Origin of the sequence: Nocardioides sp. GCM10030259 (genome assembly GCF_042666375.1) — a bacterium.
In the GTDB taxonomy this organism is placed as follows: Bacteria; Actinomycetota; Actinomycetes; order Propionibacteriales; family Nocardioidaceae; genus Nocardioides.
The window spans coordinates 23,797-46,358 of sequence record NZ_JBHTDF010000016.1 but is presented as its reverse complement, the minus strand read 5'-3'; the positions used below and the strand labels follow the sequence as shown (position 1 = coordinate 46,358).

Below are 22,562 nucleotides of genomic sequence, written 5' to 3'. Positions count from 1 at the left end.
ACGAGTCACTTCGAGCCACGGGGAACCCATGCGTCGCACCTCCGCGCCCGCGCGCGCCGGCCTGCTGATCGGCGCGCTGACGGCCACACTCGCCATCGTCCCGACCGCGCCTGCGGGTGCCGCCGAGCGGCGCGAGGCCAGCGCCTGGGACGTGACCCCCGCGGCCCGGATCACGATCACCGGGCAGGGCTACGGGCACGGCCACGGGATGTCGCAGTACGGCGCCGAGGGCGCCGCCCGGCAGGGCCTGACCTACCAGCAGATCGCCGAGTTCTACTACGCCGGCACGCAGTGGGGTATCGCCGCCGGCCGGGTGACCGTGCAGCTGACCGTCGACTCGACCCCGAGCGACCTCGTGGTCCGCGCCCGCAGCGGCCTGACGCTGCGCGACAGCAAGGTCCGCGGCCGCACGCCCCTGCCCGAGAACGGCGCCACCGCGTGGCGCGTCGTCACCGGCAGGTCCGGCGTCGGCCAGGTCTCCTACCTGACCGACCAGTGGTACCCGTACACGACCCTGCAGGGCACCGGCGAGTTCTTCGCCGCCGGCCGGCCGGTCACGCTGGTGACGCCGTCGGGTGACCGCGCGTACCGCGGTCGGCTGCGCACCGCGCTGACCTCCAGCGGCGCCCGCGCCACCGTCAACGAGCTGCGGCTCGAGAAGTACCTGCGCGGCGTCGTCCCGCTCGAGATGCCGGCGTCGTGGAGCACCGAGGCGGTCCGCGCCCAGGCGGTCGCCGCGCGCACCTACGCGGCGTACGAGCGCGCCCACCCGCGGTCCTCGGCGTACCCAATCTGCGACACCACCTCGTGCCAGGTGTACGGCGGGGTCGCTGCCGAGCACCCCGCCGCCAGCCTGGCGATCCGGGACACCCGGACCCAGATCCTGACCAGCGACGGCGAGCCGGCGTTCACGCAGTTCGGGTCGAGCAGCGGCGGCTGGACCTCCGCCGGCTCGGTGCCCTACCTCGCCGCGCGCGAGGACCCGTACGACGGCTGGGCCGGCAACCCGGTCCACGAGTGGAAGGTCGTGCTCACCGACACCCGCCTGGAGCAGGCGTGGCCGAAGGTCGGCGACCTCAGCCGGATCGACGTCACCTCGCGCGACGGCAACGGCACGTGGGGCGGCCGGGTCGGCTCGATCACGCTCGCCGGCACCGGCGGTCAGGTGACCGTCAGCGGTGACACCTTCCGCTCCGTGCTCGGCCTGCGGTCCACCTGGCTGACGTTCACGATCTCGCCCGGCTGAGCCCGCGCGCGAGGAGCGGGCGCAGCACCAGGCCCGCGACCAGGGCCCAGAACGCGGCGCCGATGCCGAGCACGGTCACGCCCGACGCCGCGACGAGGAAGCACACCGCCGCGGCCTCGCGGCCGTCCTCCTCGGCGAGGGCGCCGGCCAGCGACGACGCGAGGGTGCCGAGCAGGGCTAGGCCGGCCGCCGCCTGCATGACGCCGCCCGGAGCCGCTGCCACGAGTGCGGTCAGCGCGCCGCAGCACAGCGCGAGCACGACGTACGTCGCCGCCGCGCTCACCGCCGCGATCCACCGCCGGCTCCGGTCGGGTCCGGCCATCGGGCCTGCCGTCATCGCGGCGGTGATCGCCGCGAGGTTGATGGCGTGCCCGCCGAACGGCGCACCGACGATCGTGCCGATGCCGGTCACGCTCATCGACTCGCGCCACGGCACGACCCACCCGTAGCTCGCGGCGATCGCCACGCCCGGCACGTTCTGCGACGCCATCGTCACGACGTAGAGGGGCACGGCGATGCTCACCACCGCGGGCACGCTCCAGTGGGGCGTCGTCCAGGCGACCGACGGGACGAGATCGGCCGGCGTGACCGACGAGCCGGCCGAGACGAGCACGACGACGAGGGCGACGACGAGCGACACCGGCACCGCCCAGCGCCGCGAGACGCGGTGCATGACCAGCCAGGCGACGACGACCGGCGCGACGTACTCGGGGGAGTCCGCGAGCCCGGTGACCGGCTCCAGGCAGATCGGCACGAGCACGCCGGCGAGCATCGCCCGGGCGAGCGAGGTCGGGATGCGCGCGATCAGGTCGCCGAGGGCGGGCACCAGGCCGGTGAGGACGATGAGCACGCCCGCGACGACGAACGCCCCGACCGCGGCCGGCCAGCCGCCGGCCACGACGCCGGTCGAGATCAGCAGGGCGGCGCCCGGCGTCGACCACGCCAGCGTGATCGGGGTGCGGTGCCTCAGCGCGAGCCAGAGCATGCCCAGGGCCGGCGTCACGCAGACGACGAGCAGCCCCGACGCGGCCTGCGCCGGGCTCGCGCCGACCGCCGTCAGGCCGGCCAGCACGACCACGAAGGCGCTGCTGAAGCCGACCACTCCCGTGACGACCCCGGCGACGACCGGGGTGCCCTCGTGGTCGGTCATCCCGAGCTCAGGACAGCACGAGCACCAGGTCGCCGCCGTCGACGGCCTGGGTGCCGGCGAGCGCGATCCGGTCGACGGTGCCGCCCACGGGTGCGGTGATCGAGGCCTCCATCTTCATCGCCTCGATGGTCGCCACGGTGTCGCCGGCGGCCACCTTGTCGCCCTCGGCCACGACGACCGTCACCACGCCCTGGAACGGCGCCGCGACGTGGCCGGGCCGCGAGGTGTCCGCCTTCTCGGCGGCGGCGACCTCGGCCGCGATCGACCGGTCCCGGATGTTGACCGGACGCAGCTGGCCGTTGACGGTGGCGAGCACCGTGCGGATGCCGCGCTCGTCGGGCTCGCTGATCGCCTGGATGCCGAAGATCAGCGTCTTGCCCTCCTCGAGCTCGACCTCGTGCTCGACACCCTGGCGCAGGCCGTAGAGGTACTCGCGGGTCGGCACGACCGACAGGTCGCCGTACGTCGCGCGCGACTCGGTGAACTCCTTCGTCGGGCCGGGGAAGAGCAGCTCGTTGAGCATCCGGCGGCGTCCCGGGACGCTGACGCCGGCGGGACCGGCGAGCTCCTCCTGCTGCTCGGCGGTGAGGTGCTCGACCGGCGGCTTGTGCTTGCGGCCCGCGAGCGCCTTCGTGCGGAACGGCTCCGGCCAGCCGCCCGGCGGGTCGCCGAGCTCGCCGTTGAGGAAGCCGATGACGGAGTCGGGGATGTCGAACTGGCCGGGGTTCTCGGCGAACTCCGCGGGGTCGGCGCCGACCGCGACGAGGTGGAGGGCGAGGTCGCCGATGACCTTCGACGACGGCGTCACCTTCGGGACGTTGCCGACGATGTCGTTGGCGGCGGCGTACATGTCCTCGATCTGCTCGAACTTCTCACCGAGGCCGAGCGCGATCGCCTGCTGGCGCAGGTTGGAGAGCTGGCCGCCGGGGATCTCGTGGCGGTAGACGCGACCGGTCGGCGACGGCAGCGCGGACTCGAACGGCGCGTAGACCCGGCGGGTCGCCTCCCAGTAGGGCTCGAGCGCGTTGACCGCGGCCAGCGACAGGCCGGTCTCGCGGGGGCCGTGGTCGGTGGCGGAGACCAACGCCGAGAGCGACGGCTGCGAGGTGGTGCCGGCCATCGAGGCGGTGGCCGCGTCGACGGCGTCGACGCCCGCGTCGATGGCCGTCAGCAGGGTCGCGAGCTGGCCGCCGGCGGTGTCGTGGGTGTGCAGGTGCACCGGCAGGTCGAAGCGCTCGCGCAGCGCCGTGACGAGCGTCCGCGCGGCCGGAGCCCGCAGCAGGCCGGCCATGTCCTTGATCGAGAGCACGTGCGCGCCGGCCTCGACCATCCGGTCGGCGAGCCGCAGGTAGTAGTCGAGCGTGTAGAGCTTCTCGTCGGGATCGGACAGGTCGCCGGTGTAGCAGAGCGCGACCTCGGCGACGGCCGTGCCGGTGGCCCGGACGGCCTCGATCGCGGGGCGCATCTGCTCGACGTCGTTGAGGGCGTCGAAGATGCGGAAGACGTCGATGCCGGTCGCGGCCGCCTCCTCGACGAACGCGTGCGTGACCTCGGTCGGGTACGGCGTGTAGCCGACCGTGTTGCGGCCGCGCAGCAGCATCTGGAGGCAGATGTTCGGCACCGCCTGGCGCAACGACGCGAGGCGCTCCCACGGGTCCTCGGAGAGGAAGCGCAGGGCGACGTCGTACGTCGCGCCGCCCCAGCACTCCACGGACCACAGCTCGGGCGTGGTGCGGGCGACGTGGCCGGCGACGGCGAGCAGGTCGCGGGTGCGGACCCGGGTCGCCAGCAGCGACTGGTGGGCGTCGCGGAAGGTCGTGTCGGTGACGGCGACGTCCTTCTGCGCCCGCAGCCGGCGCGCGAACTCCTCGGGGCCGACCTCGAGCAGCAGCTGCCGCGTGCCGTCGGGCGCGGGCACGTCGAGGTCGACGGCGGGCAGCTTCGCGGTCGGGTCGAGGCTGACCGGCGTCGCGCCGTACGGCTGGTTGACGGTGACGTCGGCGAGGTAGGTGAGCAGCTTGCTGCCGCGGTCGCCCGAGCCGCGCGCCTGCAGCAGCTGCGGGTGGGTCTCGATGAACGACGTCGTCACCCGGCCGCCCGCGAAGTCGGGGTCGGCGAGCACGGCCTGGAGGAACGGGATGTTCGTCGAGACGCCGCGGATGCGGAACTCCGCCACGGCCCGGCGGGCCTTCTCGACCGCCTTGTCGAACGTGCGGCCGCGGCAGGTGAGCTTGGCCAGCATCGAGTCGAAGTGCGCGGAGACCTCCGCGCCGGTGTACGTCGTACCGCCGTCGACGCGGACGCCGCCACCGCCGGGGGAGCGGTACGTCGTGATCACGCCGGTGTCGGGGCGGAAGTTGTTGGCCGGGTCCTCGGTCGTGATGCGGCACTGCAGCGCGGCGCCGCGCAGCTGCACGGTGTCCTGCGCGAGCTGGAGGTCGGCCAGCGTCTCGCCCGAGGCGATCCGCATCTGCGACTGCACCAGGTCGACGTCGGTGACCTCCTCGGTCACGGTGTGCTCGACCTGGATGCGGGGGTTCATCTCGATGAAGACGTAGTTGCCCTCCGGGTCGAGCAGGAACTCGACCGTGCCCGCGTTGCGGTAGCCGATCTCCCGCGCGAACCGCACCGCGTCGGCACAGATCCGGTCCCGCAGGTCCGGGTCGAGGTTGGGAGCCGGCGCGATCTCGACGACCTTCTGGTGGCGCCGCTGCACCGAGCAGTCGCGCTCGAAGAGGTGGATGACCTCACCCTCGCCGTCGGCGAGGATCTGCACCTCGATGTGCCGCGGGTCGACCACGGCCTGCTCGATGAAGACCGTCGGGTCGCCGAAGGCGCCGTCGGCCTCGCGCATGCAGGTCTCGACCGCGTCCCTCAGGTCCTGGGGGTCGTCGACGCGCCGCATGCCGCGACCACCACCGCCGGCGACGGCCTTGACGAAGAGCGGGTAGGGCAGCGCGCTCGCCGCCTCGACCAGCGCGTCCACGTCCGTGGACGGATCGACGGAGGCCAGCGTCGGCACCCCGGCGGCCTTCGCCGCGGCGATCGCGCGGGCCTTGTTGCCGGTCAGCTCGAGCACGTCGGACGTGGGGCCGATGAACGTGATGCCCGCCCGGGCGCACGCCTCGGCGAGCGCCGGGTTCTCGGACAGGAAGCCGTAGCCCGGATAGACGGCGTCCGCGCCCGCACGCACGGCCACGGCCACGATCGCCTCGGGGTCGAGGTAGGCGCGCACCGGGTGGCCGCGCTCGCCGATCTCGTAGGCTTCGTCGGCCTTCAGCCGGTGCTCGGACCAGCGGTCCTCGTAGGGGAAGACGGCCACGGTCCGCGCGCCGAGCTCGTAGGCCGCGCGGAACGCCCGGATCGCGATCTCGCCACGGTTGGCCACCAGCACCTTGGAGAACATGGCGGACACGGTATAAGCCCTACCCCGGGTGTGGCGCCGCCCCCGCGTCTCGCGAGACGAGGAACTGCCCGACGAGGTCCGGCATGGCGTCGTGGGCGAGCGCCACCGCCGTGTCGAGGGGTACGTCGAGCACGGTGACCGCCTGGCGGCCGCCGGCCGTGGTCGCGACGAGCGTCGTGAGGCCGGCGCGGCGCTGGAACCACGAGGACCGCAGGTTCCAGCCGATCACGCCGCGGACGGCGAGCGCGTCGCGGTGCCGGTTGAGGCTGCCCGAGCGCGCGACCAGGTGGTCGTCGACGAGCGCGTGGCCGAGCGCGGCCGTCCGGTCGCGGGCGAGGAGGAGCGCGGCCGGCAGCGCGACCAGCGTCAGCAGCCACCACGGCGAGAGCACGTCGGCGGCGACCAGCACCGCCACGACGGCCAGCACGACGAGCGTCGGCACGGTCGCGCGGGTGTAGCGGCGGGTCCGGGCGCGCGGGCCGTGTGCGGTCAGCAGCGCCGTCAGCGGCGTCGCGGTGCCGAGCACCTCGGTCGCCACGAGGTCGACGACGGGGCGTGGGCAGGGCGGCGCCAGCAGCGAGCTGCCGGACTCGCTGCGGTCGAGGCCGGTCACGATTGCGGAGACCCGGCCGCCGCCGGCCAGGCGCAGCCCGAGCGGGTCGGCGACGCTCACGCCGCTGACCCGCTCGTCGTCGAGCGTCGTGTCGCGGGTGGTGAGCAGCCCGCGGCGCAGGTGCCAGGCGCCGCGGCGGGAGGGCCCGGTGTGGGTGAGCGTGAAGCCCCAGTTCGTCACGACGTACCCGCCGATGGCGAGGGTGGAGACCGCCACCAGCAGACCGACGAGCGCGATCGGCACCGCCAGCCACACCGACCAGCCGGCGGGCCCGTCCACGAGCCCGGCGGCGTCGACGTCCTCGAAGCCGCCGACCGAGTTGATCGCCTGGGCCGCGAGGCCGAGGGCGGCACCCGCCAGCGCCAGCCCGGTCGTCGTCAGCGGCGCGAAGCGCACCCACGCGGGGTCGAACCGCACCACCACGTGATCGGTCCCGGCGGTCTCGACCGCGCCCGGGTGGAGCCGGAGCAGCTCGGTGCGCAGCCGCCGGGCCTGGTCGACGGGCAGGCCGTCGAGGTCGAGGTGGTCCTCGTCGTCGGTCGAGGCGGTGCCGGTGCCGATCCGCACCGTGGTCACCCCGAGCAGGCGGTGGGTGAGGGGCGCGGTGACGTCGACGGTGCGGACCCGGTCGAGCGGGGTCGACAGCAGGTGCCGGTTCACCAGCCCGCGGCGCAGCTCGACGCGGGTCTCGGTGATGCGGAAGTACGTCGTGAAGTAGCGCAGCACGCCGAGCGCGACCGGGATCGCGATGCCCAGCCCGTGCCACCAGTCGGTCCGTCCGGCAGCGGTGCCGGCGATGTAGACGGCGAGCAGGGCCGGTAGGAAGCGCATCAGCTCGCGGACCGGGTGGACGAGCAGCATCCGCGGGTCGAGCCGGCGCCAACCCTGATCGGGTGCAGCGCTCATGTCGCGTCGCCGGGCACGGTGTCGGCCTGCACCGCGAGCTGGTCGGCGAGCGCCAGCGCCCGGTCGCGCTCGAGGCCGACGATCTCGAGCGCACCGGCGGCCGAGGCGGTCGTGACGGTGACCGTGGCCAGCCCGAAGAGCCGCGCGACCGCGCCCTCGGCGTGGTCGACGGTCTGGATGCGCGACATCGGCGCGATCCGCCGCTCGCGCACCCACCAGCCGGTCTGGGTGTAGACCGCCGTGCCCGTGACCTCCCAGCGGTGCACCTGGTAGCGCCACAGCGGCACCACCACGACGTACGCCACCGCGGCGAGGCCGACCAGCACCGTCAGCCAGACGGGGATCGGCAACCAGCCGGTGACGGGGCCGACCACGGCGACGATCGTGACCAGCACGAGCGCCTCGATCCCGGCGGACGTCGCCCACATCAGGCGGGCCCGGGGGCTCACCCGCTGCCTGGGCTCCCGGAGCCGGAGCCCGACACCCAGTTCGGTCATGCGACGAACCCTACGGTCCGCCCGCGAGCCCTACAGTGAGCACATGACGGTGCGCGTCGTCTTCGCGGACGACAACTACCTCGTGAGGGAGGGTGTGGCGGGGCTGCTCGCCGAGACGGCCGAGGTCGAGCTGCTCGAGACGGCCGCCGACACCGACGCGCTCCTGCGTGCCGTCGCCGCGCACCGTCCGGACGCCGTGCTCACCGACATCCGGATGCCGCCGACGTTCACCACCGAGGGCATCGACGCGGCCAAGCGCATCCGCGCGAGCTTCCCGGGCACGGGTGTCGTCGTGCTCTCCCAGTACGTCGAGGAGGACTACGCCCTCGACCTGCTCTCGGACGGGGTGGAGGGCCTCGGCTACCTGCTCAAGGAGCGGGTCGCCGAGGTCGACGAGCTGGTGCGGGCGCTGCACGACGTCGCCCGGGGCGGCTCGGCCCTCGACCCCAAGGTCGTGGAGGGCCTGCTGCAGCGGAAGAACCAGGACACCGGGTCCGCGCTGCGCGGGCTCACCGACCGCGAGCTCGAGGTGCTGCGAGAGCTCGCCAGCGGCCGCAGCAACGCAGCGACGGCGAAGGTGCTCTACATGAGCGAGCGGGCCGTCGAGAAGCACGTCGGCTCGGTCTTCCAGAAGCTCGGCCTCTCCAACGAGGCCGACACCAACCGCCGGGTGATGGCCGTGCTGGCCTATCTCGAGGCGACCGGCGGCAACTCCTCGGGGTGAGTGGGCGGTCAACCCCCGCCGGTGTGTGGCCAGCCTCCCTGACGCCGCGCCTCCAGCCGCGCACGATGGAGTCGAGGAGGTGTGACGTGGACCGTGACGATGACCAGATCCGGGTGCTGATCGTCGACGACCAGGAGCTCTACCGCCGGGCGATGGCATCCGTGGTCGCGGCGACCGACGGCTTCACGGTCGTCGGCACGGCCACGACCGGCGAGGAGTCGCTGGATGTGGCGGTCGAGCTGGGTCCCGACCTCGTCCTGATGGACGTCAACCTGCCCGGCATCGACGGCGTCGAGGCCACCCGCCGGCTGACCGCTGATCCTGCGGGTCCCGTCGTGTTCCTGCTCTCGACGTACGACGTCGACCAGGTCAACCTCGCGGACAGCGGCGCGGCGGCGTACGTCGCCAAGGCGGAGCTCGGCCCGGACAGCCTCTCAGCCGCGTGGCGTGCCGCCCGCGACGGCCTCCCCGATCGGGGATGAGGCCGCGACCGCGGGTGCCGCCGGGACCGACACCACCAGGGTGTCGCCGTCGACGGCGACGGTTCCGCCCGCCGCTCCGAGCCGGTCGGTGATCGCCCGGAGGTCGAGGGCGCGGGCGTCGACCCGTTCGATGCGCAGGTGCACCCGGGCGTCCGCCACCTCCAGCCGCAGCGCGGTCACGTCGCCGCCCGAGCGCGTGGCCTCCACGCAGCAGAAGTAGAGCGCTGCCTCGACGCGCGCGGCGAACCTGGTGCCCGCGACGCCGTCGACGGTCAGCGTGGTGCCGGCCGCCGTCCGCGTCAGCAACGACCGCAGCGCAGGCTCGAGCCCGGCCCGCTCGAGCTGGGACGGGAAGACGCCCCGGCTGAGGTCGCGCAGCGCCTCCAGCGCGGTGTTCGCGTCGGTCACGAGCGGGTCGATGCCGGTCGCCGGCTCACCGGCCGCCACCGCGGTCCGGACCCGGCGGATCCGGGCCGGCAGCTCGGCGATCGCCGGCAGCACGTCCCGCCCGATGGCCGCCTCGAGGCCCCGCCGGGCGGCGTCGTCGGCCTCGACGAGCCGGAGCCGGGACTCCGCGATCTGCCGGGTCGTCCGCTCGAGCTCGTCGACGTGCGCCGCGAGCTGGCTCGCCAGCACCGTGTTGCGGAACGCCACCGCCGCCTGCTCGGCGACCGCCTCCAGCAGTCGTCGGTCGGGCTCGTCGAGCACCCGGCCGCGGGGGAGGGCGACACCGATCGTCCCGAGCACGCGGTCGTCGAGGCGCACCGGGACGGTGTGGCCGAAGGACGCGGCGCTCTCGCCCCAGGTGCCGTGCAGCGGCTCGCCACCCGGTACGTCGAGCCAGGCGACCGCGCCGGGTGCCGACACCGCTCGCGCTGCCGTCTCCGCCACGGCCGGCAGTAGCGTGCCCGGCGGTGGCGCGTCGGCCAGTCGTCGGCTGAAGTCGGCGAGCGCCTCGTACGGCTGGGCCCGCTGCCCGTAGGCGAGCCGGTTCGCCAGGCCGACCACGAGGCGGCGCAGCGGCTGGAACGCGAGTGCGACGACCGCCGTGCCGAGGAGCGACAGCCAGAAGCCGCGTCCGGTGCCCTCCACGACCCGGCCGAGCGTCACGACGACCACCGTGTAGCCGATCGCGGCGAACGCGACGCCGGCGATCACCACGGCGGTGCGGTTGATGATCACGTCGAGCTCGTAGAGCTGGTGCCGCAGCGCGGCGATCGCGAACAGGATCGGCATCAGGAAGTAGGCGACGAAGAGCGGCATCGAGGCCGTCCAGGTCTGCTCGCCTCCGTTGAACGACTGCACGACCACCAGCCAGATCACGCCGAACGTGGGCAGCGCCGCCGCCAGCACGACCGGCCGGAGCTGCCGACGCTGCTCGCCCCGGCTGCGGTGCAGCCGGACGAACATGGACACGACCGCGGTGAGCAGTGCCACGATGACCGCGACGAAGCCGATGGACAGGCCGATCCGGTGGGCCAGGCCGATGTCCGCCTCGCTCATGTAGAGCCGGAAGCTCGTGGGCGGGATCGTGAGCACGGCGACCGTGTTGGCCAGGGAGCCGAGCCCGGCGAGCCAGGCGGCCCACCGCCACCGCCGGGAGAGCAGGTGCCCGTCGGGCGCGAGCAGGAACATCAGCGCGAGCCCGCCGATGATCAGCTGGCCCCCGCAGAGTGCGGCGATCCAGGCGGAGACGCCGCCGAGGGACGCCGAGCCCGGCCCGTCGTCCTCCTGGACCCAGTACGCGTACGCCTCGGCGACCAGGGAGACGGAGCCGATCGCCCCGATCACGCTCAGCAGCCAGCCGATCGGGTGCCGTGGGTAGCGGGAGACGATCAGCGCGCCCACGAGCGCCGAGCCGACGACGGCGCCGTCGATGAACGGGAAGCCGTGCACGGCCACCGCCGTCTCGGACGTCAGCCGGATGGCCTGCGCCCCGATGACGACGTCGATCGCGACCATCGCGATCGTGAACCAGGCGAGGGCGCGGGCGGCGGTGGGCGCGCGCACGTCAGGCCACCGATCCGGCGGGGACCGCCGCGGGGAGCACGGCCTGGATCCGGGTCCCCTGGCCCGGGGTCGAGGTGACCGTGAGCTCGCCACCCACGGACTCGACCCGCTCGCGGAGGTTGGTCAGCCCGGCGCCGGTCGCTCCGACGCGGGGGTCGAAGCCGCGACCGTCGTCCACGATCGCGAGCTCCAGCGTGTCCGGCGTACCGACGAGCTCGACCCGGGTGGTGGTGGCGTGCGCGTGCTTGGCGGCGTTCTGGAGCGCCTCCAGGCAGCAGAAGTACGCCGTCGCCTCGATCGAGGGTGGGTAGCGCCCGACGCCGGTCGCGTGCAGCTCGACCGACACGTCGGCGGCGGCGATGACGGCTCGGAGGGCCTCGGCGATCCCGGCCGACTCGAGGCGCGGCGGGAAGATGCCGCGGGCGAGCCGGACCAGCGTCGCGATCGCGTCCTCCGCGGCCCGCTCCTGGTCCGCCAGCAGCTCGTCGGCGCGCTCGGGGGAGCGGGCGGCGAGGGTGCCCGCCAGCCGCAGGTTCACCGCGAGCGCCACGAGGTGCTGCTGCGCGCCGTCGTGGATGTCGCGCTCCAGCCGGCGGCGCTCGGCGTCGTGGGCGTCGACGAGCCGCTCGCGGGAGACCCGCAGCTCCTCGGCGCGCGTCGACAGCGTGGCGAGCCGTTGCTCGAGCTCGGCGCGCAGCCGGGCGCCGCGCAGGACCAGTGCGGCCTGGTCGGCGAGCCCGGCGAACAGGCGCTCCTCGACCGGTGTGAGCGGGACCCCCGGATGCTCGAAGACGACGAGGGCGCCGAGGTTCTCGCCGCCGTGCAGCACCGGCATCCGCCGGGCGACCGTCCCGGTCCCGGGCACGTGCCCGGGTGGCCAGGTGGCGGCCAGGACGCCGCGGTCCACCATGTCCACCCACACCTGCGCGGACTCGGCTCCGGTGCCGTCCGCGAGCACCCGCGCCATCCGCTCGGGCAGCTCGCGGTCGGGGTACTGGCCGGCCAGCGTGGTCGTGAACCTGCGCACCACGTCGTACGGCGACGCCCGGCCGCCGAGGACGACCCGGCCCACCCAGCGCTCCAGCCGCGTCTGCACCGGGTCGAACGCCACCGCGACGACCGCGGTCGCGAGCACCGACAGGACCAGGCTGGGGCTCGACGTCCGGCCGAGCAACGCGCCCCCGCCGAGCACGACCACGACGTACACGAGCACGACGAACGCCGTCAGCCCGGCCCAGACCAGGCCGGTCGCGAGCAGCTCGCGCCGGGGGCGGTGCCACCCCTGCATCGGGTGCAGCAGCGGGGTCATGCCAGCAGTCTGCGCGCTCGGCGGCCCGCGGGGGAGGGAGGAAGCCGTACGGCGGGGGTGGGGTCAGCCGCACGGCCAGCACGGGGGAGCGCACGGCCAGCGCCCGAGACGCTGCGCCCAGCCCGATCCCGCCGGGGCACCGCCGCGCGATGTCCTCGATGGACGCCCTCCGAGCGGAGGGCGACCCGACAAGGAGATCACCACCATGACGACGACCACCATCACGACCGCTCCCTTTCACCCCGGCACTGCCGCCGGCCTCGCCGCACGCGCCGACCACCTCTCCAAGGTGTACGGCACCGGCGAGGCCGCCGTCGCCGCGCTCGACGACGTCAGCGTCGGACTCGACCGTGGTCGCTTCACCGCGATCATGGGCCCGTCCGGCTCCGGCAAGTCGACCCTGCTGCACCTGCTCGCCGGCCTCGACCGGCCGACCTCGGGCACCGTGCACATCGGCGACACCGACATCACCTCGCTCCGCGACAAGGCGCTCACCAAGCTGCGTCGCGACCGGATCGGCTTCATCTTCCAGTCGTTCAACCTGCTGCCGACGATGACGGCGGCCGAGAACATCGTGCTGCCGATGAAGATCGCCGGCCGCAGGCCGGACAAGCACTGGGTGGCGTCGATCGTCGAGACCATCGGCCTCACCGGTCGACTCGGGCACCGCCCGTCGCAGCTGTCCGGCGGACAGCAGCAGCGGGTGGCGGCGGCACGCGCCCTCGCCTCGCGTCCCGAGATCGTGTTCGCCGACGAGCCGACGGGTGCCCTGGACTCCCGGTCCGGCACCGAGCTCCTCCGCTTCCTGCGCAAGGCCGTCGACGACCTCGGACAGACCGTCGTCATGGTCACCCACGACCCGGCGGCCGCCTCCTACGCCGACCGCGTCCTCTTCCTCGCCGACGGCCGCGTGGTCGACGAGATGCTGGCGCCGTCGGCCGACGACGTCCTCGACTACATGAAGCGGCTGGGAGGCTGACATGCTCACCGCGACCGTCCGCAGCATGGTGGCGCACAAGCTCCGCCTGCTGCTCACGACTGCGTCGATCGCGCTGGGTGTCGCGCTCCTGGCCGGCACCCTGATCCTCACCCACACGATGGGGATCGCCTTCGACATGCTGTTCGGCAAGATCTCGTCCGGCACCGACGCCGTGGTGCGCGCCGAGGCGCCGTACGCCGCGACCGAGGGCGTCGGCACCAACCGCGGGCCGATCCCCGCCTCGGTGCTCGACCAGATCCGCCACGTCGACGGCGTCCGCGCGGCCGAGGGCTCGGTCCAGGGCTACGCCCTGCTGACCGACAACGACGGCCGGGCGGTCACCGCCCAGGGTGGCGCCCCGACGAACGGCTACTCCATGCCGGCCGACGAGGAGCTCCGCGGCGACGTCGAGCTGCTCTCCGGTCACGCCCCGGAGGGCGCGCACGAGGTCGCCATCGACGCCACCAGCGCCGAGGACCACGACATCGCGCTCGGGTCGACGATCAAGGTGCTCTTCCAGGGCCCGACCCAGGAGTTCACCGTCGTGGGCACCGTCGGCTACGGCGACGGCATCGAGGACCTCGGCGGCACGACGTCGGCGTACTTCGACACCGCGACCGCGCAGCGGGTGCTCGGTGCACCCGACCAGTTCGACGCCATCGACGTCAGCGCCGAGCCCGGCGTCTCCCAGGCCGAGCTGGCCGACCGGCTGTCCGCGGTGATCCCGCAGGGCACCGAGGCCGTCACCGGTGACGCCGTCGCGGCGGAGAACGCCGACGCGACCAAGGAGAACTTCAAGATCGTCGGCATCCTCTTCGGGATCTTCGCCGGCATCGCGCTGTTCGTCGGCTCGTTCATCATCTGGAACACCTTCACGATGACCGTCACCCAGCGCTCGCGGGAGATCGCGCTGCTGCGGGCGATCGGCGCCCGCCGGCGCCAGGTCCTCGGCAGCCTGCTGCTCGAGGCGGTCGTCCTCGGCCTGGCGGCGTCCGCGGCCGGCATCGGTCTCGGCATCGCCGTCGCGAAGGGCCTGAAGGCGCTCATGGACGCCGTGGGGCTCGCCCTGCCGTTCACCGCGCTGCAGATCCCGAGCACGGCGATCTGGGGCTCGCTCCTCGTCGGCACCGGCATCACGGTGGCCGCGGCGCTGGTGCCCGCCCGCCGCGCGACCAAGGTGCTGCCGATCGAGGCGCTGCGCGAGTCGACGCCGGGTGCCGAGAAGCCGTCCGTGGTCCGCGCGATCGCCGGCCTGACCGTCCTCGGCGCCGGTGCCGGGGGCATGCTGTGGTCGCTGTACGGCGGCGCGCCGTTCCTGGTGTTCGGCCTCGGGCTGCTCGCCGCCCTGGTGGGCGTCCTGGTCGCCCTGCCGCTCGCGGTCCGTCCGCTGGCCGCCGCCATCGCCGCCCCGCTGCGGCTGCGCGGCATGCCCGGTGAGCTGGCCCGGCAGAACGCGACGCGCAACCCGCGTCGCACCTCTGCCACCGCGGCCGCCCTGATGATCGGCCTCACCCTGGTCGTCAGCATGGGCGTCTTCGCCTCCTCGTTGAAGTCGTCCTTCGGCGAGGTGCTCTCGGACCGGACCGACGCGGACCTGTACGTCGCCACGTCCAGCACCCAGGCGCCCGGGTTCAGCCCGGCCGCCGTGGACGCGGTCGAGACGGTGGACGGCGTCGCCGAGGTCTCGGCCACCGGCTGGGGCGAGGCGCGCTTCGCCGGCGAGGAGTCGAGCTACTCGTCGGTCGACCCGGGCAACGCCGACGACGTCCTGAACCTCGACCTCTCGCAGGGCTCGTTCGCCGACCTGGGCAAGGACGGCGTGGTCGTGTCGAAGTCGGCCGCCACCGCGCACGACTGGAAGCTGGGCGACACCGTCAAGGCGCAGTTCGCCGAGAGCGGTGACCACACCCTGGAGGTCGTGGGCGTCTACGACACGAAGGGCTGGATCGGTGACGACTACGTCATCAGCATCGCCGAGCAGACGGCGTTCGCCGGACCGCAGCTGGTGTCGAACGCCCTGGTCACCCTCGACAGGGGCGCCGACGCCGGGCAGGTCCAGGACGCGATCGACGCGGCGCTGGCCGACCACCCGGACGCCCAGGTGCTCGACCAGGAGGGCTACCAGAAGGTCGCCACCGGGTTCATCGACAGCCTGTTGACCTTCGTCACGGTGATGCTGGCGCTGGCCGTGGTGATCGCGCTGCTGGGCATCGTCAACACCCTGGCGCTGTCGGTCTTCGAGCGCACCCGGGAGCTGGGCCTCCTGCGGGCGGTCGGCATGACCCGCGGTCAGGTCCGGGCGATGGTCCGCTGGGAGTCCGCCGTCATCTCGCTGATCGGCGCGGTGAGCGGTGCGGTCCTCGGCACCGGCATCGGGCTGGCGCTCTCGCAGGTCCTCAAGGACGAGGGCATCAAGTCGGTCTCCGTCCCGGTCGGCCAGATCGTCGTCTACCTCGCGGTGGCGGCGGCGGCCGGCGTGCTCGCCGCCGTCGGGCCGGCCCGCTCGGCCGCCAAGGTCGACGTGCTGAAGGCGGTGGTCACCGACTGACCTCCGCTCCGACGACACACGACGGCCCCCGGATCGCTCCGGGGGCCGTCGTACGTGTGTTCAGTCCTTCTTGGTTTCGACGTGCGGTCGCGGCTTCGCACGCTCAGCCGCGCGCGTGCTCAACCTGCGTGCGCCCACGCGGCGAGCTCGTGCCTCACTCGCCGCTGCGCACTTCGCAGATCACGGCGCCGTTGGAGACGGTCTGGCCGACCTCGGCCTGGAGGCCGGTGACGGTGCCGGCCTTGTGTGCCTTGAGCGGCTGCTCCATCTTCATCGCCTCGATGACCACGACGGTGTCGCCCTCGGCGACCTCCTGGCCCTCCTCGACGACGACCTTGACGACCGTGCCCTGCATCGGGCTCGTCACGGCGTCGCCGCTGGCCGCCGCTCCGGCCTTCTTGCCGGCAGCGCGCTTGGGCTTCCCTCTGCCACCACCGGGGCCGCCCGCCGGGGCCGCGCCGATGCCGGCGAGCCCGGCGGGGATGACGACCTCGACGCGCTTGCCGCCGACCTCGACCACGACGGTCTGCCGCTCAGCGGCCTCGTCGGCCTCGGCCACGTCGCCGCCGTACGGCGCGATCTGGTTGTCGAAGTCGGTCTCGATCCAGGTGGTGTAGACGGTGAACTCGCCGTCGCCGGAGGGGTTCGAGGCGCCGACGTACGCCGGGTCGTCGACGACCGTCCGGTGGAACGGGATGACGGTCGGCATGCCGTCGACCACGAACTCGTCGAGCGCGCGCCGCGAGCGCTCGAGCGCCTGGGTGCGGTCGCGGCCGGTGACGATCAGCTTCGCGATGAGCGAGTCGAACGAGCCCGGAACCGTCTCGCCGTTCTCGTAGCCGCCGTCGAGGCGGATGCCGGGGCCGTGCGGCGGGCTCCAGGCCGACAGCGTGCCGGGGGCGGGCATGAAGTTGCGGCCGGCGTCCTCGGCGTTGATGCGGAACTCGATCGAGTGGCCGCGGACCTCGGGGTCGTCGTACCCGAGCTCCTCGCCGGCGGCGATGCGGAACATCTCGCGCACCAGGTCGATGCCGGTGACCTCTTCGGACACGCAGTGCTCGACCTGGAGTCGGGTGTTGACCTCGAGGAAGGAGATGGTGCCGTCCTTGGCGACCAGGAACTCGCAGGTGCCGGCGCCGACGTAGCCGGCCTCGCGCAGGATCGCCTTCGACGACTCGTAGAGGCGCGCGACCTGGTCGTCGGAGAGGAACGGCGCAGGCGCCTCCTCGACCAGCTTCTGGTGCCGGCGCTGGAGGGAGCAGTCGCGCGTGGACACCACGACGACGTTGCCGTGCTGGTCGGCGAGGCACTGGGTCTCGACGTGGCGCGGCTGGTCGAGGAACTTCTCGACCAGGCACTCGCCGCGACCGAACGCCGTGACCGCCTCGCGCACCGCGGACTCGTAGGCGTCGGGGATCTCCTCGAGCGTCCGCGCGACCTTGAGGCCGCGGCCACCGCCGCCGAAGACGGCCTTGATCGCGACCGGCAGCCCGTTGGCCTCGGCGAACGCGACGACCTCGTCGGCGTCCTTGACCGGGTCCTGGGTGCCGGGGGCGAGGGGCGCGTCGGCCTTCTGCGCGATGTGCTTGGCCTTCGCCTTGTCGCCGAGGGCCTCGATGGCCGCGGGCGGCGGGCCGATCCAGACCAGCCCGGCGTCGATGACGGCCTGGGCGAAGTCGGCGTTCTCGGCGAGGAAGCCGTAGCCCGGGTGCACGGAGTCGGCACCGGCCTTCTCGGCGACCGCGATGATCTTGGCGATGTCGAGGTAGGAGTCCGCGGGCGTCGCGCCGCCCAGCGAGTGGGCCTCGTCGGCGAGGCGCACGAAGAGCGCGTCCCGGTCGGGCTCGGCGTAGACGGCGACGCTGCCGATCCCGGCGTCCTTGCACGCACGGATCACCCGCACCGCGATCTCTCCGCGGTTGGCGATCAGGACCTTCTGCAACGGCTTGGTGTCCGGCACCTGCGACTCCTGCTCCGTGTTGGGAACGACGGCATCTCCGCGGGGCAGGCTATCGCCAGCGGGCGCGCTGCGGAGTGTGGCTCTTGTCGCACCAAGCAGCTGCTCGGGTGATCCGGGGAGCCGAACGCGCTCAGGCGGCCGAGGGTACGCCGGGCGCGGCGCCGGCGTACCAGCGGGCGTTCTGGCGGGCGAAGGTGCGCTCGCCGCGCCGGACCAGCACGCCGGTGCCGCCGGGGAGCCGGCCGACGAGCTGGCTCCACCAGAGGTTGCTGAGGACCCGCGCCACGCCGTACCACGGGACCCGGCGGGGGAGGTCGAGGTCGCGCATCGCGGCCGGCCCGAGCAGCCAGGTGCCGGCGGCCAGGGCCCGCTCGCGCTCCCAGGCGCGGCGCCAGCGGCTCACGGGCGCGTGGTCGGCCATGTGCACGAGCGCGCGGGCGAGCGCGCGGCTGGCGTCGTCGGGCGCGGGGTCGTGGGAGAGGAAGTGGTAGAGCAGCCGGCGGCCGCGCCGCTCGGTGCGGGGCAGCCACTCCTCGTCGACGCCCATCAGCCAGCCGACGTACGACCACAGGTGCATGACGGCGGCGGCGTCGCCGCGGGAGATGCGTACGCCGAGCAGCCGGAGGTGGAGCAGGAAGCTGGTCGAGAAGACGCCGAGCGTGGAGGCCTGGTCGTACTGGTTGATCGGCACCCCCTTCTCCTCGTGCGGCCAGGTCGGGTCCTGCTCGAGGTGGTGGTTGACGAACGCGTGCATCACCCGCACGTGCAGGCAGAGCCGGTGGCCCTCCGCGCCGGGAGCGAGGCCGCCGGGGGCCGTCACCGCGCGCCACCACGTCGTGGTCTCGCCGATCCGCCGCAGCGTCTCCTCGCCGGTGAGCCGACCGGTGCGCACCAGCGGCTCGACGGCGGCCGAGGTGCGGTAGCCGCCGAGGAGGGAGCCGTAGGCCAGCACGATCCCGGCGTCCGCGCCGTACGACCGGCACGCGCGGGCGCCGCGCTCGAGCAGCGCGTCGTCGACCCAGGCGGGACGCCGGGCGACGAGGTCGAGCAGGTCCTGCAGCGGGCCGGGGCCCGGGGCGGTGCCGGTGGCGAGCGTCGCGTGCACCTCGCGCATCGTCAGCGTCCGGTCGTCGCGCACGGCCCGGGGGACCGCCGCCGCCGGCTCGTCGCGGCGGACCAGGCCCTCCTGGAGGGCCTCGATCTCGTCGGCGGACGGCGCCGCGCCCGGTCCGGCGGTGAGGCGCAGGGCCCGGGCGGCCCGCTCGGACCACGGCTTCGCCGAGCCGAAGCGGGTGGGGACGACGGTGGGTGCCTGGGTCATGGACACACGTTAAAGTGAGCAAATGCTCATGTTCTACTCGCGTTTCGAAATTTCTCGATGACCGGGCGGCGCGCCCCGGTGCAGGACCGCTCGCGCGAGATGGTCGACCGCATCCTGGCCGCCGCCACTCGCGTCCTGGCCGCGCGCGGGTACGCCGGGATGAGCACCAACCGCGTCGCCGCCGAGGCCGGGGTCAGCGTCGGCTCGCTCTACCGCTACTTCTCCGACAAGGACGAGATCATCGGCGAGCTGCGGGTGCGCAGCACCGCGGACATCATGGACGACCTCACCGACGCGATGAGCCGGGCGGTCGCGCTGCCGACCCGCGACGCCGTCCAGCGTGTGCTCGGCACCCTCGTCGCCGCCCTGCAGCGGCACCGGGCGCTGATGGCCGCGCTCGTCGACGAGGTGCCGCTCGGCGCGCAGAGCAACGTGCTGCCCGAGGTGGAGCGCCAGCTCGGCCAGTTCACGCGGATGTTCGTGGCCACCCACGCCCCGCACCTGGACCCGACCGAGGCCGACGCGCGCATCTACCTCGCGATGGGCGTTGCGCTCAGCACCTGCCTGCGGATCGCGCTCGACCCACCGCCCGGGATCGCCGAGGACCACCTCGTCGGGCTCACCGCCGACCTGCTCGGCCTGGGGCTCACGTTGCCCTGACCTCGTCGGTTAACAATCGCTAACCAACGCGACTAGCATGCGCAGCATGACCTTTGAGCTGTCCCGCGAGCACGAGGAGTTCCGCCGCAGCGTCCGCGAGTTCGCGGAGGCCGAGATCGCGCCGCACGCGGCGCAGTGGGACCGCGAGCACCACTTCCCGGTCGACGTCGTGCGCAAGATGGGCGCGCTGGGCCTCTTCGGCCTGACGGCGCCGGAGGAGTACGGCGGCGCCGGCGAGGACGGCGACTTCACCAGCCTGTGCGTGGCGATCGAGGAGATCGGCCGCGTCGACCAGTCGCTCGGCATCACCCTCGAGGCCGCGGTCGGCCTCGGCATCAACCCGATCCTCACCTACGGCACCGAGGAGCAGCGCTCGACCTGGCTGCCCGACCTCGTCGCGGGCGAGCGGCTCGCCGGCTTCGGGCTCACCGAGCCGGGTGCCGGCTCCGACGCCGGGGCGACGAAGACGCGCGCCGACCTCGAGAACGGCGAGTGGATCGTCAACGGCGCCAAGCAGTTCATCACCAACTCCGGCTCGGACATCACCAGCTGCGTGACGGTCACCGCCCGCACCGGCGTGAGCGAGTCGGGCAAGCCCGAGATCAGCACGATCATCGTGCCGAGCGGCACGCCCGGCTTCACGGCCGAGAAGGCCTACGACAAGCTCGGCTGGCACGCCTCGGACACCCACCCGCTGACGCTCCAGGACGTGCGGGTGCCGGAGGCGAACCTGCTCGGCGCCCGCGGTCGCGGCTACGCGCAGTTCCTCGCCACCCTCGACGACGGCCGGGTGGCGATCGCCGCGCTCGCCGTCGGCTGCATCCAGGCCTGCCTCGACATGAGCGTCGAGTACGCCGGCGACCGGCAGACCTTCGGCGGCCCGATCGGGCGCAAGCAGGGCGTCGCCTTCCAGGTCGCCGACCTCGAGGTGATGCTGCACGCCTCGCGGCTGCTGACCTACCGGGCGGCGGCGATGAAGGACTCCGGCGCCCCGATGAAGGACTTCAAGCAGGCCGCGGCGGTCGCGAAGCTCTACGCCACGGAGTCGGCCGTCACCGCCACGCGGATCGCCACGCAGGTCTTCGGCGGCTACGGCTTCATGGAGGAGTACCCCGTCGCCCGCTTCTACCGCGACGCCAAGGTGCTCGAGATCGGCGAGGGCACCTCGGAGGTCCAGCGGATGCTGATCGCGCGGGGGCTCGGCCTGCCGGTGGAGTGACACCGGGAGTGACACCGGGAGTGACGGGGCTCACTTCGGGGTACGGTCGCCCGGGGAGCGACCCGGCCCGACTCGGAGGTGTCCTGTGGTTCCGTCCTTCCTCGCCCGCGACCGCATCGTCGCCGGACCCGGATTCAGTCGCTGGCTGATCCCACCTGCCGCGCTCTGCGTCCACCTGTGCATCGGTCAGGCCTATGCGACCAGCGTCTACAAGACCGCGCTGGTCCAGCACTTCGACACCAGCCTCACCGCGATCGGCGTGATCTTCTCGATCGCGATCGTGATGCTCGGCCTCTCGGCGGCGGTCTGCGGCACGTGGGTGGACCGCAACGGGCCGCGGGCCGCGATGTTCACCGCCGCGTGCTTCTGGTCCACCGGCTTCCTCGTGGCGGCCCTCGGGATCGGCACCGAGCAGCTCTGGCTCGTCTACCTGGGCTACGGCGTGATCGGCGGCATCGGGCTCGGCATCGGCTACATCTCGCCGGTCTCGACGCTGATCAAGTGGTTCCCGGACCGGCCCGGGCTCGCCACCGGCCTCGCGATCATGGGCTTCGGCGGCGGCGCGCTCATCGCGAGCCCGCTGAGCTCCCGGCTGATGGAGCTCTACGACCAGAGCGGGTACGACGCGAGCGACCCCTCGTCGGTGGCCGACGGCCACGCGGTGATGCTGCTGTTCGTCACCCTCGGCATCGTCTACCTCGCATTCATGATGTTCGGCGCGTGGACGGTGCGCGTGCCTCCCGAGGGCTGGAGGCCCGAGGGCTGGAGCCCGAGCGAGGTGGCGCAGAAGAGCCTCGTCACCACCGCCAGCGTCTCCGCGAACAACGCGATCAGGACGCCGCAGTTCTGGCTGCTGTGGACGGTGCTGTTCTGCAACGTCACCGCGGGCATCGGCATCCTCGAGCAGGCGGCGCCGATGATCCAGGACTTCTTCCGCGGTCCCGACGGCGTCTCCACCGTGACCGCCACGGCCGCGGCGGGCTTCGTCGGGCTGCTGTCCCTGGCCAACATGGGCGGCCGGTTCGCGTGGTCGACGACGTCGGACGTCGTGGGCCGCAAGCCGATCTACGTGCTCTACCTGGGCGGCGGGATCGTGCTCTACCTGCTGCTCGCCACGATCGGCGACAGCACGGTCGCGCTCTTCGTGCTCCTCGCCGCGATCATCATCTCGTGGTACGGCGGCGGCTTCGCGACCGTCCCGGCGTACCTGCGTGACCTCTTCGGCACCTTCGAGGTCGGCGCGATCCACGGCCGGCTGCTGACGGCGTGGTCCGCGGCCGGTGTGGCCGGACCGCTCATCATCAACGGCTTCCTCGACGCCCAGGGCACCCCGGGCGAGCTCACCGCCGACGCCTACCGCCCCGCTCTGTTCACGATGGTCGGGGTGCTGGCGATCGGCCTCGTCGCCAACCTGCTGATCCGCGCCGTCGACCCACGGTTCCACGAGCCGGACGAGTCCGACTCCCTCGAGAGGAGCACCGCATGACCGCGCGCATCGTCGCTGCCTGGGCCCTCGTGGGCATCCCGCTGGC

16 protein-coding genes are annotated in these 22,562 nt (G+C 73.4%); 8 read left to right on the top strand and 8 right to left on the bottom strand.

What is annotated here, in order from left to right; genetic code table 11:
- The first annotated feature begins 28 nt into the window (after nt 1-28).
- Nucleotides 29-1,246 (top strand): SpoIID/LytB domain-containing protein, encoded by a 1,218-nt coding sequence (locus tag ACFQQI_RS12625; RefSeq protein WP_378563443.1) that lies wholly within the window; start codon nt 29-31, stop codon nt 1,244-1,246.
- Here ACFQQI_RS12625 and ACFQQI_RS12620 read toward each other — a convergent pair.
- From ACFQQI_RS12620 to ACFQQI_RS12605, 4 genes are read right to left on the bottom strand one after another with little or no spacing between them, the layout of a single operon-like run.
- On the bottom strand, nt 1,227-2,396 hold the full coding sequence (locus ACFQQI_RS12620) for a benzoate/H(+) symporter BenE family transporter (RefSeq protein WP_378563440.1): 1,170 nt from the start codon (nt 2,394-2,396) through the stop codon (nt 1,227-1,229). The two genes, ACFQQI_RS12625 and ACFQQI_RS12620, sit on opposite strands and share 20 nt — an antisense overlap.
- A gap of 7 nt (nt 2,397-2,403) precedes the next feature.
- On the bottom strand, nt 2,404-5,802 hold the full coding sequence (locus tag ACFQQI_RS12615) for a pyruvate carboxylase (protein ID WP_378563437.1): 3,399 nt from the start codon (nt 5,800-5,802) through the stop codon (nt 2,404-2,406).
- A 19-nt stretch (nt 5,803-5,821) separates the two neighbouring features.
- The gene (locus ACFQQI_RS12610) at nt 5,822-7,321 is read right to left on the bottom strand and encodes a PH domain-containing protein (protein WP_378563434.1); all 1,500 of its coding nucleotides are present in this window, start codon (nt 7,319-7,321) and stop codon (nt 5,822-5,824) included.
- On the bottom strand, nt 7,318-7,818 hold the full coding sequence (locus ACFQQI_RS12605) for a PH domain-containing protein (protein ID WP_378563431.1): 501 nt from the start codon (nt 7,816-7,818) through the stop codon (nt 7,318-7,320). Before ACFQQI_RS12605 ends, ACFQQI_RS12610 begins: the two co-directional genes overlap by 4 nt.
- Nucleotides 7,819-7,861: 43 nt before the next feature.
- On the opposite strand from ACFQQI_RS12605, the gene ACFQQI_RS12600 reads away from it, so the two are divergent.
- Nucleotides 7,862-8,542, top strand: coding sequence for a response regulator (locus ACFQQI_RS12600; protein ID WP_378563428.1), 681 nt, complete (start codon nt 7,862-7,864; stop codon nt 8,540-8,542).
- Nucleotides 8,543-8,628: 86 nt separating this feature from the next.
- Entirely contained in the window at nt 8,629-9,024 is a 396-nt protein-coding gene (locus ACFQQI_RS12595) for a response regulator transcription factor (RefSeq protein WP_378563425.1), read from the top strand.
- On the opposite strand, the gene ACFQQI_RS12590 is transcribed toward ACFQQI_RS12595, so the two are convergent.
- Both ACFQQI_RS12590 and ACFQQI_RS12585 read right to left on the bottom strand, forming a co-directional pair.
- Nucleotides 8,977-11,034 carry a GAF domain-containing protein gene (locus tag ACFQQI_RS12590; protein WP_378563422.1) on the bottom strand — a complete coding sequence of 686 codons (2,058 nt, stop codon included), beginning with the start codon at nt 11,032-11,034 and terminating at the stop codon, nt 8,977-8,979. The two genes, ACFQQI_RS12595 and ACFQQI_RS12590, sit on opposite strands and share 48 nt — an antisense overlap.
- A gap of 1 nt (nt 11,035) precedes the next feature.
- Nucleotides 11,036-12,343, bottom strand: a complete 1,308-nt coding sequence (locus ACFQQI_RS12585; RefSeq protein ID WP_378563419.1) for an ATP-binding protein — start codon at nt 12,341-12,343, stop codon at nt 11,036-11,038.
- Nucleotides 12,344-12,548: 205 nt separating this feature from the next.
- Here ACFQQI_RS12585 and ACFQQI_RS12580 point away from each other — a divergent pair, with 205 nt between their 5' ends.
- Nucleotides 12,549-13,322, top strand: a complete 774-nt coding sequence (locus ACFQQI_RS12580) for an ABC transporter ATP-binding protein (protein WP_378563416.1) — start codon at nt 12,549-12,551, stop codon at nt 13,320-13,322.
- A 1-nt stretch (nt 13,323) separates the two neighbouring features.
- Nucleotides 13,324-15,870: an ABC transporter permease gene (locus ACFQQI_RS12575; protein ID WP_378563413.1), complete on the top strand. Its 2,547-nt coding sequence runs from the start codon at nt 13,324-13,326 to the stop codon at nt 15,868-15,870.
- A gap of 154 nt (nt 15,871-16,024) precedes the next feature.
- Here ACFQQI_RS12575 and ACFQQI_RS12570 read toward each other — a convergent pair whose 3' ends face one another.
- Nucleotides 16,025-17,830 carry a biotin carboxylase N-terminal domain-containing protein gene (locus ACFQQI_RS12570; RefSeq protein ID WP_378563410.1) on the bottom strand — a complete coding sequence of 602 codons (1,806 nt, stop codon included), beginning with the start codon at nt 17,828-17,830 and terminating at the stop codon, nt 16,025-16,027.
- A gap of 130 nt (nt 17,831-17,960) precedes the next feature.
- The gene (locus tag ACFQQI_RS12565; RefSeq protein WP_378563407.1) at nt 17,961-19,151 is read right to left on the bottom strand and encodes an oxygenase MpaB family protein; all 1,191 of its coding nucleotides are present in this window, start codon (nt 19,149-19,151) and stop codon (nt 17,961-17,963) included.
- A 57-nt stretch (nt 19,152-19,208) separates the two neighbouring features.
- Between ACFQQI_RS12565 and ACFQQI_RS12560 the strand changes: the two genes are divergently transcribed.
- From ACFQQI_RS12560 to ACFQQI_RS12550, 3 genes are all read left to right on the top strand, one after another.
- The gene (locus ACFQQI_RS12560; protein ID WP_378563404.1) at nt 19,209-19,811 is read left to right on the top strand and encodes a TetR/AcrR family transcriptional regulator; all 603 of its coding nucleotides are present in this window, start codon (nt 19,209-19,211) and stop codon (nt 19,809-19,811) included.
- A 46-nt stretch (nt 19,812-19,857) separates the two neighbouring features.
- Nucleotides 19,858-21,030, top strand: coding sequence for an acyl-CoA dehydrogenase family protein (locus ACFQQI_RS12555; protein WP_378563401.1), 1,173 nt, complete (start codon nt 19,858-19,860; stop codon nt 21,028-21,030).
- A gap of 85 nt (nt 21,031-21,115) precedes the next feature.
- Nucleotides 21,116-22,516, top strand: coding sequence for an OFA family MFS transporter (locus ACFQQI_RS12550; RefSeq protein WP_378563398.1), 1,401 nt, complete (start codon nt 21,116-21,118; stop codon nt 22,514-22,516).
- Nucleotides 22,517-22,562 lie beyond the last annotated feature (46 nt).

Excerpts from the sequence above, each read along its gene's own strand:
- ACFQQI_RS12580 (WP_378563416.1), top strand. The coding sequence starts at position 12,549 with ATGACGACGACCACCATCACGACCGCTCCCTTTCACCCCGGCACTGCC.
- ACFQQI_RS12555 (WP_378563401.1), top strand. The coding sequence starts at position 19,858 with ATGACCTTTGAGCTGTCCCGCGAGCACGAGGAGTTCCGCCGCAGCGTC.
- ACFQQI_RS12610 (WP_378563434.1), bottom strand. The coding sequence starts at position 7,321 with ATGAGCGCTGCACCCGATCAGGGTTGGCGCCGGCTCGACCCGCGGATG.
- ACFQQI_RS12560 (WP_378563404.1), top strand. The coding sequence starts at position 19,209 with ATGACCGGGCGGCGCGCCCCGGTGCAGGACCGCTCGCGCGAGATGGTC.
- ACFQQI_RS12585 (WP_378563419.1), bottom strand. The coding sequence starts at position 12,343 with ATGACCCCGCTGCTGCACCCGATGCAGGGGTGGCACCGCCCCCGGCGC.
- ACFQQI_RS12625 (WP_378563443.1), top strand. The coding sequence starts at position 29 with ATGCGTCGCACCTCCGCGCCCGCGCGCGCCGGCCTGCTGATCGGCGCG.
- ACFQQI_RS12615 (WP_378563437.1), bottom strand. The coding sequence starts at position 5,802 with ATGTTCTCCAAGGTGCTGGTGGCCAACCGTGGCGAGATCGCGATCCGG.
- ACFQQI_RS12605 (WP_378563431.1), bottom strand. The coding sequence starts at position 7,818 with ATGACCGAACTGGGTGTCGGGCTCCGGCTCCGGGAGCCCAGGCAGCGG.
- ACFQQI_RS12600 (WP_378563428.1), top strand. The coding sequence starts at position 7,862 with ATGACGGTGCGCGTCGTCTTCGCGGACGACAACTACCTCGTGAGGGAG.
- ACFQQI_RS12620 (WP_378563440.1), bottom strand. The coding sequence starts at position 2,396 with ATGACCGACCACGAGGGCACCCCGGTCGTCGCCGGGGTCGTCACGGGA.
- ACFQQI_RS12575 (WP_378563413.1), top strand. The coding sequence starts at position 13,324 with ATGCTCACCGCGACCGTCCGCAGCATGGTGGCGCACAAGCTCCGCCTG.
- ACFQQI_RS12565 (WP_378563407.1), bottom strand. The coding sequence starts at position 19,151 with ATGACCCAGGCACCCACCGTCGTCCCCACCCGCTTCGGCTCGGCGAAG.